This is a genomic window from Mycobacteriales bacterium, from assembly GCA_030697205.1.
GTDB lineage: Bacteria > Actinomycetota > Actinomycetes > Mycobacteriales > SCTD01 > JAUYQP01.
Genome location: JAUYQP010000055.1, coordinates 26,847 through 39,463 on the forward strand (window position 1 = coordinate 26,847; position 12,617 = coordinate 39,463).

Annotated in this window: 11 protein-coding genes; 3 read left to right on the forward strand and 8 right to left on the reverse strand. The window is 73.7% G+C overall.

Annotated elements, in window-relative coordinates:
- Window positions 1–3: 3 nt before the first annotated feature.
- The 4 genes from Q8R60_18415 to Q8R60_18430 form a co-directional block, all read right to left on the reverse strand.
- A complete protein-coding gene (locus Q8R60_18415; protein MDP3714445.1) occupies window positions 4–1,194 on the reverse strand; it encodes an acyl-CoA dehydrogenase family protein in 1,191 nt (396 codons plus the stop codon).
- 678 nt (window positions 1,195–1,872) lie between these two features.
- Window positions 1,873–2,400 carry an amino-acid N-acetyltransferase gene (locus Q8R60_18420; protein MDP3714446.1) on the reverse strand — a complete coding sequence of 176 codons (528 nt, stop codon included), beginning with the start codon at window positions 2,398–2,400 and terminating at the stop codon, window positions 1,873–1,875.
- Entirely contained in the window at window positions 2,397–4,961 is a 2,565-nt protein-coding gene (locus Q8R60_18425) for a hypothetical protein (GenBank protein ID MDP3714447.1), read from the reverse strand. The genes Q8R60_18420 and Q8R60_18425 overlap by 4 nt, the downstream gene beginning before the upstream one ends.
- Window positions 4,962–5,066: 105 nt before the next feature.
- Window positions 5,067–6,488: a wax ester/triacylglycerol synthase family O-acyltransferase gene (locus tag Q8R60_18430; protein MDP3714448.1), complete on the reverse strand. Its 1,422-nt coding sequence runs from the start codon at window positions 6,486–6,488 to the stop codon at window positions 5,067–5,069.
- 64 nt (window positions 6,489–6,552) lie between these two features.
- Here Q8R60_18430 and Q8R60_18435 point away from each other — a divergent pair, with 64 nt between their 5' ends.
- Entirely contained in the window at window positions 6,553–7,278 is a 726-nt protein-coding gene (locus Q8R60_18435; protein MDP3714449.1) for a tryptophan 2,3-dioxygenase family protein, read from the forward strand.
- A 9-nt stretch (window positions 7,279–7,287) separates the two neighbouring features.
- Here the strand turns inward: Q8R60_18435 and Q8R60_18440 are convergent, their stop codons facing one another.
- The gene (locus tag Q8R60_18440) at window positions 7,288–7,917 is read right to left on the reverse strand and encodes a sterol desaturase family protein (GenBank protein MDP3714450.1); all 630 of its coding nucleotides are present in this window, start codon (window positions 7,915–7,917) and stop codon (window positions 7,288–7,290) included.
- 71 nt (window positions 7,918–7,988) lie between these two features.
- Between Q8R60_18440 and Q8R60_18445 the strand changes: the two genes are divergently transcribed.
- Window positions 7,989–8,636, forward strand: a complete 648-nt coding sequence (locus Q8R60_18445) for a TetR/AcrR family transcriptional regulator (protein ID MDP3714451.1) — start codon at window positions 7,989–7,991, stop codon at window positions 8,634–8,636.
- Entirely contained in the window at window positions 8,633–9,448 is an 816-nt protein-coding gene (locus Q8R60_18450; protein MDP3714452.1) for a ribokinase, read from the forward strand. The genes Q8R60_18445 and Q8R60_18450 overlap by 4 nt, the downstream gene beginning before the upstream one ends.
- Here the strand turns inward: Q8R60_18450 and Q8R60_18455 are convergent.
- From Q8R60_18455 to Q8R60_18465, 3 genes are read right to left on the reverse strand one after another with little or no spacing between them, the layout of a single operon-like run.
- The gene (locus Q8R60_18455; protein MDP3714453.1) at window positions 9,434–9,829 is read right to left on the reverse strand and encodes a DUF1232 domain-containing protein; all 396 of its coding nucleotides are present in this window, start codon (window positions 9,827–9,829) and stop codon (window positions 9,434–9,436) included. The two genes, Q8R60_18450 and Q8R60_18455, sit on opposite strands and share 15 nt — an antisense overlap.
- Complete coding sequence (locus Q8R60_18460) at window positions 9,826–10,875, reverse strand: hypothetical protein (GenBank protein ID MDP3714454.1); 1,050 nt, start codon at window positions 10,873–10,875, stop codon at window positions 9,826–9,828. The genes Q8R60_18455 and Q8R60_18460 overlap by 4 nt, the downstream gene beginning before the upstream one ends.
- Window positions 10,851–12,608 carry a hypothetical protein gene (locus Q8R60_18465; GenBank protein ID MDP3714455.1) on the reverse strand — a complete coding sequence of 586 codons (1,758 nt, stop codon included), beginning with the start codon at window positions 12,606–12,608 and terminating at the stop codon, window positions 10,851–10,853. The genes Q8R60_18460 and Q8R60_18465 overlap by 25 nt, the downstream gene beginning before the upstream one ends.
- Between the last annotated feature and the right edge of the window lie 9 nt (window positions 12,609–12,617).

Consider the following 12,617-nt stretch of genomic DNA (forward strand, 5'->3'; position numbering starts at 1 on the left):
CGGTCAGCCGAGCAGCCGGTCGCTGACGATCCGGCGCTGGATCTCGCTGGTGCCCTCGAAGATGGTCGTCAGCCGGGCATCGCGCCAGTAGCGCTCGACGCGTCGCTCGGTGGTGTAGCCGTTGCCGCCGTGCAGCTGCATCGCCTGCCCGGTCACCCGCACCGCCATCTCGGTCGCCTGCAGCTTGACCATCGCCGCCTCCGACTCGCACGGCACGCCCTCGTCGAGCAGGTGCGCGACCTGCAGCCAGTAGGCACGGGCCTGTGCCACATCGGCGGCCATGTCGGCGACCGCGAAGCGCAGCGCCTGGAAGTCCGCGATCGGCCGGCCGAACTGCTCGCGCTCGAGCAGGTAGGCGGTGGTGTCCTCGAGCGCGCCTCGGGCGACGCCCACCGCCCGGGCTGCGGTGTGGACCCGCGCGATGTTGAGGGAGCGCTGCACGGCGGCGAAGTCGCCCTCGTCGGCCTGCGCGCCGGCATCGGCGTAGAGGCCCGTGAGGCGGTCGCTGTCGGGCACCCGGACGCCGTCGAGGACGAGGTCCCAGGTGAGGAAGCCGTGGTAGCCGATCTTGTCGATCGTGGTGCCGGTCATCCGGTCGGGGAAGACGCCTCGCTCCTTGACGACGAGGAAGGGCTCGAGGCCGGCAGAGCGCGGCTCACCGGGCTCGGGATCGCGGACCCGCGCGAGCACCTCGACGAAGTCGGCCGCGAGCGCGTTGCCGGCCCAGCGCTTGTGCCCGGTCAGCACCCAGTCGTCGCCGTCGCGGACCGCGCGGGTCTGCACACCCGCGAGGTCCGAGCCCGCGTCCGGCTCGGACAGCGCGATCGCGCCGATCCACTCGCCAGTGGCCGAGCGCTTGAGCAGCTCCGCACGGCGATCGGCATCGCGCACCTGCGTGCCGAGCCCCTGGGCGCGGGCCAGGATCGACCCCACCGACAGCCAGCCGCGGGCCAGCTCCTCGGAGACGAGGCAGTACTCCAGGACACCAAGCCCCTGGCCGCCGTGCTCGGTCGGGATCGTCAATCCGAACCACCCGCGCGCCGCCATGTCCTCGACGAGCTCGCGGGGCATCTCGCCCTTCACCGGGTCGAGCGCATCGGCGACCGGCAGCACCACGTCGCGGGCGAAGGCATGCGCCTCCTCCTGGAGCGCCAGGCGAGCGGAGGTCGACCAGGGCGGCAACAGCGGTGTCATGACCGTGCTCTTCCCCGAGGTGACACCGATGTCACCTACGTGGCACGACCGCCTGAGATATGGCGCGTGCCACAGTCTGCCCGGTCCGTCCCAGCGCCCCGACACCGTCGCCGACCTCGGAGGTCCCCTCGTGCGCGTCCCCCTCACCCTGCTCGCCTCCGGAGCCTTCGTGGCCGGCACCCTGCCAACGTCACCGCGAAGACGACCGCGATCAAGGACGCGCTGCTCAACGTGCGCACCGCGATGCGCAACTCCGGCCACGCCGACTCCGCCTGGTCGCTCGTCGTCCAGACCTACGAGTCGCCGCTCCCCAACGGCTCGGGCATCCGCTACTCGGAGAGCGGCTACACGCGGCAGAACACCGTTGGCTGCGGCTTCTGGAACGCCGTCGCGCAGTCCGGCATCACGGGCGCGAAGGTGCTCGACGTCGCGAGCGCCTTCAACGGCCGCCGGCTGTGCGAGACGACCGTAGGCCTGCTCGAGGAGAAGGGCCGGACCTCGTGGACCCAGGCCGGCGCCTCGGACGTGACGGAGTCGGCACCGCGCGACGAGCCGCGCGGTGTCGTCCGAGCCGTCCGGCGCGAGGTCGGTGAGCACCCCGCGCAGCGCCTCGGCGGCGGCGGCGGACCCGGACGTGCGGCAGCACGACATCCCCCACCGCGCTCTTCGGCCGTGGATCTAGGCGAGGTCCAGCAGCATGCGGGTGTTGCCCAGGGTGTTGGGGCGCACCCGCGCGAGGTCCAGGAACTCCGCGACGCCCTCGTCGGGCGACTGAAGCAGCTCCGAGGCGACGCCGGGGTCGACCGGGATGTCGCTCGCCTCGACGAAGCCGTGCCGGCCGAAGAACGCGGTCTCGAAGGTGAGGCAGAAGACCCGTCGTATGCCGAGCTCGCGAGCGCCTTCCAGCAGCGCGCGGAGCACCGCGCTGCCGATGCCCCTGCCGTGGTGCGCCGGGTCGACGGCGACGGTGCGGACCTCCGCGAGGTCCTCCCACATGACGTGCAGCGCCCCGCAGCCGACGACCTCGCCGGCGAGCTCGGCGACCCGGAACTCCTGCACGTCCTCGTAGAGGACGACGGTGGCCTTGGACAGCAGCCTGCGGTCGGGCGCGTAGGTGTCGACCAGGGCTCGGACCGCGGGCACGTCGGACGTGCGCGCACGGCGCACGGTCAGCTCTGTCACGCGGTCCAGCCTGCCAGGGCTCAGAGCGTGACGACCTTCGCCACGCGCTCGTCGGCGCCGAAGACGACCGCGACACGGCCCTTGTCGGTGCAGTACTCGAAGCGGTCCCCGACCCGCACGCTGGGCTGGCCGAGGGTGAGCAGCACGCCTTCGGGGCTCTGAGCATCGAGCTTCTTGAGCGCCTCGTCACCGAGGTCGGCGACGTCGGCCCGGCAGGCGTCGCCCTTGACGCCGATCGCGCGCTCCCACATCTGCAGGAAGGCCTCCGGTCCGCGCTCGAGGTCGGCACGGAAGGCCTCGGGGTCGGAGGCGGACCGGATCGCGTGCTCGGCCCAGTCGGCGTAGAGGCCGTAGTGGTCGACGCCCTCGACGTTGTAGTCCCAGGTGCGGGTGCCGGTCGAGCTCTTGTCGACGACCGCACCACCGAAGCCGGTGAAGGGGTAGGTGACCTTCGGAGCCGACGCGGAGACCGGTCGGCCCTGCGTGCTGAAGCCGTTGATGTCGGAGCCGAAGCCCAGGCCGAACGCGAAGCGGTCGTCACGGGCCTTGCGCAGGAACGGCCAGTCGCTCTTGGCGAATCCCTCGGACCCACCGGCGTGCGGGGTGACGACGCCGCCCATGGTGAGGATGCGCTGGTAGATCGTGTCGTCGGACCAGGTGTGGCTCGACACGACGCCGGAGTAGTTGGCCCGGCTCAGCTCGTCGAGCGCCTCCCGGCGGGCCTTGGAGCTCATGTGGTCCGGGTCGAAGAGCATCCCGCGCTTGACCATTCCCTTGAGGAACTCACGGCCGAGCTCGGTGAGGCCGATCGTGTTGCAGTGCGGGCCCGGGCCATAGGCCGGACTGACGCCTGTGGCACCCGCGGACTGCAGGACCCCGGCGAAGATGGAGTCGCGGCCCTGCCCGCTCGGGTCCTCGTCGAGCAGGTTGAGCTGCTGCTTGTCGTGGTCCTCCGGGTCGACGCGACCCTCGCAGGAGTCCATCTGCCAGTAGTGGCCGGTCTCGCCGCGGTTACCGGTGTTGACGATGAGGCCGGTCGCGCCGCCGTCGCCGGTGACGCCCGTGAACCCGTTGTCGAACTTGTTGGTCATCTCCATCTGGCGCACGCCGAGGTCGTAGACCTCCTGCATCCGCTGGTCGACGAGCGCGGCGTCGCAGGCGGAGGTGTCACCGAGGTACTCCCGGCAGTCGAGCGGCACGGAGACCTCGATGCCCATCACGACCGCGAGCTTGCCGGCGTTGATGACGCGACGCGCCTCGAAGGGGTCGAGCACGATCCGGAAGAAGCCCTTGCCCGGGCCGCCGGCCTGCGCGTCGATGTAGCGCTCGAGCTCGCGCAGCCGCTGTGCCTGGAGCCGGACGCCGTCCATCTCGTTGCAGCTGTTCTTCTTCAGCGGGTAGAGCTCGCACAGCTGGCCGTTCTCGACGAGCAGGTTGGTGAACATGCGCAGACCGCCGAGGTGCGCGCGCTCCAGCCAGCGGTAGTAGACCTGCTCGTGCGTGAGCGAGTCGTACTGCGGCCAGTAGCCGAAGCTCGGGTAGCCGACGGTGTCGTGGCCACTGCCGGGGGTCTTGCCGGACACGATGTCCTCGAGCGCGGAGCCGCGACCGCCGGGGCCATGGTCGTCGCAGTCGACGAGCGCCTTCGCGATGCCGTAGGGGTGCCACGGCCGGCCGCAGCGGGCCTTCCCACCGAGGAACTCGAAGGCCATCATGTGCAGGTGCGCGTCGAGGTAGCCGCGCGTCTCGGTGTAGCCGGTCGAGCCGAGCAGCACCGGCCCGGCGACGTCGAGGTCGGCCTCGGGGAAGACCGCGCAGCCGGTGGCGGGCTCGAGCGCGAAGCGCGCGGTCGCGCTCGCGTCACGACCGGGTACGACGGACAGGGCGCCGTCGGTGGCCGCGCTGAGGGTGCCGGCGATCGGCGGGTCCACGGGGCCGGGGTTCTCCGGCTCTCCGTCGTCGACGGGCAGCTCGAGGGAGAACGCGCCGGGGGCGCCCTTGACGACCCACTCGGCCGCCGCGGAGGGCTCCGCGGCGATGACCGTGGCGCTGCCGCGGACCTCCTCACGGACCGGGGCGGTGGCGTCGAGAGCCCCGACCTGCGCCTCGCCGAGCGCGCCGAGCAGCGGGTCGCGCACCGCGTCGACCTGCTCGTCGGAGGTGCCGGCCACCGTCCCCGTGGCCGTGCGGCCGGCGAGCGAGACGGCCGTGCCGAGGTCGTCCGGGGAGGCAGCGAGGTAGTCCGCGCCCGTGCCGTAGAGGAGGTACTTCCCGAGGTCGAGGGCCTGGAAGCGGAACGGCTCGGCGGCCGACGGCGACGCTGCCGTCGCCGCGAACGCCTCGGCTCCGCGGGCGACGTACCTACCGTTGCTCGCCTTGAGCGCCCAGCAGCCCCCCGCGAGGGAGTAGCGCGGCTCCGCGGGCGCAGCGGCCGGGTCCGCCGGGTCAGTCGCCTGCGCGGCGGCGGTGCGGGCCAGCGCGAGGTCGGTCGTGAAGCCCGTGCCGGCGCTCGTGACGGCGGTGAGCGAGCCGGCGCCGAGGGCACCGAGCAGCAGGGAGATGAGCAGCGGGCGGCGAGCCGGCACGGGGACGTCCTTCGATGCGGGGGGTGGAACGGGTTCTCGTTCCTCACCCTGTTCGCCGTCTCGCCCGCGTTTCCTGCCTGTGCCACCCGCTTCTCCCGATCAGGGTCAGGCGGCGGAGAGGAGGTCCTTGAGCTCGTCCGCGAGGTAGCCGGCCAGGGCGTCGAGGTCCGGCACGAGATAGCGGTCGGCGATCAGCCCGAAGTGCAGCTCGCCGTCGTAGGACATGACCGTGATGTTGAGGCCCTGGCCGTCGGCGATGGCCGACAACGGGTAGTAGGCGAGCAGCCGCGCCCCGGCGTAGTAGAGCGGGACGGGCGGGCCCGGGACGTTGCTGATGATGAGGTTGAAGGCGCTCACCCGCTCGACCAGCCGCAGCCGGGCCGCGAGCCGCGCGGCTTGACCGGCCAGCGCCGGCGCGGCGAACTGCGTGACGTCCGACAGCAGGTCGGCGGGCAGCGCGCCGTGCTGCGACTTGGCGTGGCCCATCGCGGCGCGGACCGCCTGCAGCCGCTCGACCGGGTCGGCCAGCTGCGTCGGAAGCGCCGCGAGCATGCTCGACACGCGGTTGCCGCCCGCTCCCTTCTCGGCATCGGAGCGCACCGACACGGGCACGCCGGCGACCAGCGGGGCCTCGGGCAGCGCGTCGTGGTCGAGCAGCCAGCGACGCAGGGCCCCGGCCGAGAGCGCCATCACGACGTCGTTGACGGTGGTGCCGTGGGCGTTCTTCACGGCCTTGACGTCGTCGAGCGAGAGGCTGACGAAGGCCCACCGGCGGTGCGGGCCGATCGAGCGGTTGAACGGCGTCGCGGGGGCCCGCAGGCCGGGGCGCGACAGCACGTCGGCGTGCTCGCGGCGCAGCAGCCGATCGATGACCGGGAGTCGCGGCGCGGCGGCGGCGAGGTCCGGGGCGGAGCGCAGCAGCGACAGCCCGACACGGGCCGCCCGCACGGGGTGTCCGGCGAGCGAGACCCCGCTGCGGGCGAGCAGCCGCGCGGCGCTCGGGGGCCGCTCGACGGGCGGCCGGTCGACCCGCTCGTCCGGGCGCCCCTCCGGCGTGAGGTCGAGAACCGCGGCGAGGATGTCGTTGCCCGACACCCCGTCGATCGCGGCGTGGTGGACCTTCGAGTAGACCGCCTTGCGGCCACCGGACAGGCCGTGCACGAGGTAGAGCTCCCACAGCGGCCGGCGCCGGTCGAGCGCCCGCGCGTGGAGCCGCGCGCACTGGTCGGCGAGCTGTCGGTCGTCACCGGGGGCGGGCAACGCAAGCTCCCTGACGTGGAACTCCACGTCGAAGTCGGGGTCCTCGATCCAGTAGGGCTGGTCGAGGCCGAGCGGCACCTCGACGAGCCGCCTCCGGAACGGCGGGATGAGGTGCAGCCGTGACTCCACGAGGTGAGTGAGCCGCTCGAGGGTCAGCTCGTGGTCGGCGGTCGACGGGTCGAGCACGCAGACGCTGCCGACGTGACCGAAGACCGAGGAGGTCTCCATGGCGAGGAAGGCGGCGTCGAGGCCGGTCAGCTGCTGCACGTCCTGCGTTGTACTGCAGTTGCGCCCGCAGCACCAGCCTGCGGCCGCCTGCGAGAGTGAGCGCATGAGCGACAGTCGCGTCACCTACTCGTCGTACCTGCGGGTCGAGGAGCTGCTGACCCTGCAGCAGGAGCCCCGGGCCCACGACGAGCTGCTCTTCGTGGTCCTGCACCAGAGCCACGAGCTGTGGTTCAAGCTGGTGCTCCACGAGCTCGACGACGCGACCGCGCTCATCGCCGCCGACCGCTTCCCGCAGGCCGAGACCCGGCTGCGCCGGATCGTCACGATCATGCGCCAGCTCATCGCGCAGTGGGACGTGCTCGGCACCATGTCCCCCGCCGGCTACCTCGAGTTCCGCCACGCGCTCGAGGGCGGCAGCGGCTTCCAGTCGGCGCAGTGGCGCGAGGTCGAGTTCGCCAGCGGCCTCAAGGACGAGGGGTACGTCGACTCCGCCTGGCTCTCGGCCGAGGAGGTGGCGCGGCTGCGCGCCAGGCTCGCCGCCGCCTCGCTCGCCGACGTCTTCGACGGGGCGCTGGCCCGCCACGGGGTGGCCGACGTCGCCGACGTCCTGCGCGGCGGACCCGACCACGCGCTGCTGATGATGCTCGCCGAGACGCTGCTGGACTACGACGAGGCGGTCGGCCACTGGCGGCACCGCCACGTGCTCGCCGTGGAGCGCCAGATCGGGCTCAAGCCCGGCACCGGCGGCTCCTCCGGCGCGGCCTACCTGCGCTCGACACTCACCCGGCGCTTCTTCCCGTCGCTGTGGGAGGCCCGCACCCGGCTGTAGCGGCTGTGGTCAGAGACCGAGGGTGAGGACCGTGTCGGAGCGCTCGACGTCGGTCTTGGCCGGGGCAGTGCCGAACAGCCGGTCCGCGCCGATCCGGCTGACGCCGAACCAGTAGTGCTCGTTGCGGTAGTGGTGCAAGCGGTGGTGGACGTAGAGGCGGCGGTAGGCGGCGCGCCGGGGCTTGTAGTCGGTGTGGACGAGAAAGTGCACCCACTCGTAGGCCAGTGAGGTGGCCGCGACGGCGGCGACGAGCGCCCAGCGGGTAGCCGCGCCGGGCAGCGCGAGGCACAGCGCGCCGACGACCGCGGCGCCGGCGAGGTGGCCGCGCAGCGGGATGAGCAGGATGTCGAGGTCGCGGGGCGCGGCGTGGTGGGCCCGGTGCTTGCGGGCCTGGTAGAGGTCGACGGTGCGCCCGCCGACGGTGAGCGGGCGGGCGTGCAGGACGACGACGTGGATGACCCACTCGACGACTGGCTGGGCCGCGAGGACGGTCACCACGACGAGCAGCTGGCCGGCCGTCGGCCCGGCGGACAGCGCGCCGGCGAGTCCGACGGCGAGGGCACCGGCCAGCGCCCAGGGCGAGCTGTGCCCGACGAAGCGACGGGCGGCCTGGCGCAGCGTGCGGACGTCCTCGGTCATCGACCGACCGTAGGATATATTGGATAATCCAACAAGTCGCCAACCTCAATCATCGACGCTACCGTCCGCGCGTGTCCCCCGCGACTGCCTCCGCACCCTCCCCGGACGAGCCGTCGCAGGGACGTGTCTACGCCGGCCGACGACCCGACGAGCGACGCGCCGCCCGCCAGCAGGCGATGCTCGACGCCGGTCTGGAGGTCTTCGGCACCCACGGCTTCGCCGACGCCACCATCGGGCTGCTCTGCTCGACCGCCCGGGTCGGCACCCGGGCGTTCTACGAGGCCTACGACTCCCGCGAGTCGCTGCTGCTCGAGGTCGCGACGATCGTGGTCCTCGAAGGCGTCCGAGCGCTGCAGGACGCCGTAGACGCGGCCCCGCCGACGCTCGAAGGCCGGGTGCGGGCGGGCCTGTCGGCGTACCTGTGCTTCCTCACCGACGACCCGCGCCGGGTGCGGGTGGCCTACTCCGCGGCACCTGCCGCGGGCGAGCTGACCGCGGACCGGCACCGCGCCTGCCTGGGCTTCGCCGAGCTCATCGCCGAGCAGACTGCGGGCCTCGTGATCGCCCCGCGGGCCGTGCGCAACCCGCTGCTCGCGCTCGCCCTCACCGGGGCAGTCGGCGAGCTGCTCGGCTGGTGGGCCGACCAGCCCGCTCCCCCGCCCGTCGAGGACCTCGTCGAGGAGCTCGTCGAGCTGTTCCTGCGGGCCCTGCGGCCGTGACGCTGACCGTCGTCGGGTCCCTCAACGTCGACGTCGTCGTGCGGGTCCCGGCCCTGCCACGACCCGGCGAGACGCTGCTCGGGACCTCGGTCGCGCGACTGGCCGGCGGCAAGGGCGCCAACCAGGCCGCGGCGCTCGCGGCCCTCGGCGTCCAGGTCGCGCTGGTGGGGGCCGTCGGCGACGACGCCGACGGCGCGCTGTGCCTCGCCTCGCTCGACGGCGTCGACGTCAGCGGGGTGCGCCGGGTGGCCGCGCCGACCGGGCTCGCGCTGATCGAGGTCGACGACGCGGGCGAGAACACCATTGTGGTGGTGCCGGGCGCCAACGCGCTGGCCGAGGCGCCCGCCGTCGTCGGCGACCTGCTGGTGCAGCTCGAGGTGCCGCTCGACGTGGTGACGCTGTCGGTCGAGCGGGCCACGGGCCTCGTCGTCCTCAACGCCGCGCCCGCCGTTGCCCTGCCAGTGAGCCTGCTCGCGCGGGTGGACGTGCTGGTCGTCAACGAGGGCGAGGCCGCGCTGCTGCCCGCCGAGCCGCCGGTGCGCCGCGGGGTCGTCACCACGCTGGGGGCGCGCGGGGCGGTCGTGGCGGCAGCGGACGGCAGCCACACGGAGGTGCGGGCGCCGGTCGTCCGCGCGGTCGACACCGTCGGTGCGGGCGACGCCTTCGTCGGGGCCCTGGTCGCCGCGCTGCTCGACGGTCACGACCTCGTCGAGGCCACCCGGCACGGCTGCGCCGCCGGAGCGCTCGCCGTCACCCGGCCGGGGGCCCGGTCTGCACCGACCCGCGACGAGCTGGCCTCAGCCCTCGGGTAGCCGCGCGGCACGGCGCACCAGCCCGAGGCCCTCCGGGGTCCCCGGCCAGTGCCGCTCCAGGGCAAGCGGACCGGCCCGTCGCACGACCACCCGTAGCACGAGCAGGACGAGCACGACGTCGTCGGCCCAGCCGAGGACCGGCACGACGTCGGGGACGAGGTCGACCGGCGACGCGAGGTAGGCCACGACCAGCCACAGGCCGACCCGGGTACGCCGGGGCAGCGCCCGGTCGCGGGCCAGCCGGCCCACCAGCCGCACGAGGTCGGGCACGAGCCGCGCGGCAGCGCGCATGTCGAGGCTCCGGCTGCCCCGCCACAGGGCGAGCACCAGCAGCAGCCAGCCGACCAAGACGCCACCCACCCCCAAGACGACCGGCCTCATCGCGCAGCGAGCCAGCCCAGGACGGACCCGAGCGCGGCGGCGGTGCGCAGCCGGAGCAGGTCCTGGCCGTCGGCGACCTCGACGACTACCCCGCCAGCGGTCCCACGGGCCCGGCCGGGTCGGGTCCCGACGAGCAGCGGCTCGTCACCGACGGGCGCCGTCAGGTCACGCCCGCTGATCCGGTCGAGGACGACCGGCTGGCCGTCGCAGTCGGCCACCTGGCGGGTCGTGGTGCGGGCCAGCTCGGTCGTGCCCGGCGCCGCCGCGAGCACCCTGGCCGCGCCGGTCCAGGAGCAGCCCGGTGGCGGCTCGCCCTGGGGCACGGCGCTCTGCACGGCCGCGATGCGCAGCCGCGGGTCGAGCTCCGACGGCGACTGGCCGTCGAGCGGGTCGAGCAGGGCCAGCGCGGTCACCGACGTGGCGGTGCGGGTGCGCAGGTCGGTGCCGCCGGCCTGCCAGGTGTCGGCGAGCAGCCGGCCGGCTGCGTCCACGCAGGAGCGCGCCCGGTCGGCCGCGGTGGCCGCCGCGACCGGGGCGGCGTCGAGCGGCTCGCGGGTCAGCCACCAGGTGCAGCCGGCCCCCGCGACCCTGCCACTGCCGTCCCGACGGGCCCGCCCGACGCCCTCGGCCCAGGCCAGCGTGGCGGTCAGCCGCAGATCGGAGCCGGTTTCGCCCGGGGCGACGGCGGCCAGCTGCCGCCAGGTCCCGTCGACGCGGTCGTAGACGGCCGACGGCGTCGTCGCCGTCCCCGCACCGCCGGGCAGCAGATGGCGGCTCGCGGTGCCGCCCGCGACCTGCGCGACCTCGACCACCTCCTGCGCGGTCGTGCCCGCGACCAGGTCCCTCACGTCGTAGGCGATCCGGTAGCCCGCAGGCTCGACACCGGGGCCGGGGTGGGGACCGCCGTCGCCGTCGCCGTCGGCACGCAGGAGCACGATGCCCGCGACCGCCAGCGCGACGACCAGCGCGACGACCACCGCGACGACCACCGCGACCGCGGCGACTGGCGCGGGGCGCCTCCTCAGCGGTGCGACGGACCGACCCACAGCGGCAAGGGTGCCAGGTCGGGCTCGGCGACCTCGGTGTAGTAGCGGATCGTCCAGTAGGGCGTGAGGTAGTCGACGCCGGGCGCGGCGTGCGTCGGGCCCTCCTCGCCGTCGAGTTGCGTCGGCGGGCGCTGCCACAGGAAGTCGGTCGGCGTGCGCAGCGCGACGGGCAGCGGGTTGCGGGCGCGCATCTGCGGCTGCGGGTCGGGCTCGAGCGTCGCGGAGTCGGGCACCGTGACGGTGCCGGCAGCAGTGTCGACGTCGAGCTGGTTGGCCGGGACGCACTCGAGCTCGGTGCCGCAGCGCTCGCTGTTGCGCACGACCCGACCCGCGGCCGAGTGGGTCGTCGCGCGGTAGTCGAGCCACTCGTCGAGGTGCCGCACCGCGTCGTCGATGCGGTGCTGCTCACCGGTGCGGCCGAAGACGATCGACTCGAAGTGCGCGTTTCCGTCGTCACCGGTGGTCGCGTCCATGACCGCCAGCCCACGCGACAGCTCCTCGCGCACGACCGGGTCGCCCTCGAGACGGATCGTGTTGGAGAGAGTGAGGTGGTTGAGGTTGTACTTGTAGTAGCCGTCGTTGGGCATCGCCGCGTCCACCTCCATGGCGACGGCGTAGACCGGCAGCTGCGAGGAGACCTCCTCGACCCACACCGCCTCCCACACGGCCTGCTGCTCCGGCGTCCCGTCCGCCGCGACGTGGCGCGCGGACTGCGTGACGTGCAGCCGCGCCGACGGGACCTGCTGCATGAAGGCCGGTGAGATGAAGTTGTCGAAGTCGTGCCCGTTGAAGCCGGTCACCGGCACGTTGAGCGGCAGCTTCGGGACCGAGATGTTGCCGTGCGGGCGTGGGAAGGACCAGCCGAACTTCACCAGCCGGGTCGCGAGCGCCAGCACGTCGGCGCGGATCTGCGCGCGCAGCGCGGGGTCGTCCTCGCCGACGAGGTCGTAGGCGTGCAGCAGGCCGTAGAGCGTCCCGGCGTAGGAGTCGCGGCTCGGCGCGGTCTCGCAGTAGTACTCGCCGTCGGGGATCTCACCGGTCAGCCCGTCGTCGACCCAGGTGAACGGGCCGAAGATGCGCTTGTTGCCGCCGGGCGTGATGCCGATCCCGTCGGGGGTGTCGGCGGGGGCGGGCGCGCAGCCGCGCATGAGCATCCCCTCCTCCCCCTGAAAGGCCGGGATGCCGCCGCCGAACGACGGCGGGCCGCCCGCCGGGGAGGTCGGGTCGTACGACGTGTTCGGTGCGAACTCGGTCTGCCACGCGCGGCCGATCCGGGTGAGCAGGTGGAACTTGTCGCTCATGAGGCGGACCCGCGCCAGCGCCTCGGAGCGCTGCGCCGTCCAGTAGGCCCGCTGCTCGTCCGTCAGCGGCGTACGCCCCTTGGCCTTGCCCTTGCCCTCCTTCGGGCCACCGAGCTTGTCGTCGGCGACGGCGTAGCGCATCGACTCGCCCGCGAGGTAGACACCGGTCCACAGCGCCGAGTCGCCCCAGGCACCGCCGCTCACGACCTGACCGAGGACCCGCTCGGGGGTGGCGTAGTCGATCTCGAGGACCTGGCCGTAGCGCAGGTGGTCGGTCATGCGCCGCTCGAGCTCGAGCACCGCGCTGTCGTCGGCGCAGGCGAGCGGCCCGTCGCAGACCGGCGGGGCCGGCTTCTGGTCCGGCTTCGCGACGGCGACCGTCGAGGGCACCGCCACGGCGACGGCGGTCAGGAGCAGGGCGAGTCGGCGCACGGAGCGGTC

What these genes read in the sequence shown, in the direction of transcription:
- Q8R60_18415 (MDP3714445.1), bottom strand. Translation starts at nt 1,194, where the DNA reads ATGACACCGCTGTTGCCGCCCTGGTCGACCTCCGCTCGCCTGGCGCTC.
- Q8R60_18435 (MDP3714449.1), top strand. Translation starts at nt 6,553, where the DNA reads ATGAGCGACAGTCGCGTCACCTACTCGTCGTACCTGCGGGTCGAGGAG.
- Q8R60_18440 (MDP3714450.1), bottom strand. Translation starts at nt 7,917, where the DNA reads ATGACCGAGGACGTCCGCACGCTGCGCCAGGCCGCCCGTCGCTTCGTC.
- Q8R60_18455 (MDP3714453.1), bottom strand. Translation starts at nt 9,829, where the DNA reads ATGAGGCCGGTCGTCTTGGGGGTGGGTGGCGTCTTGGTCGGCTGGCTG.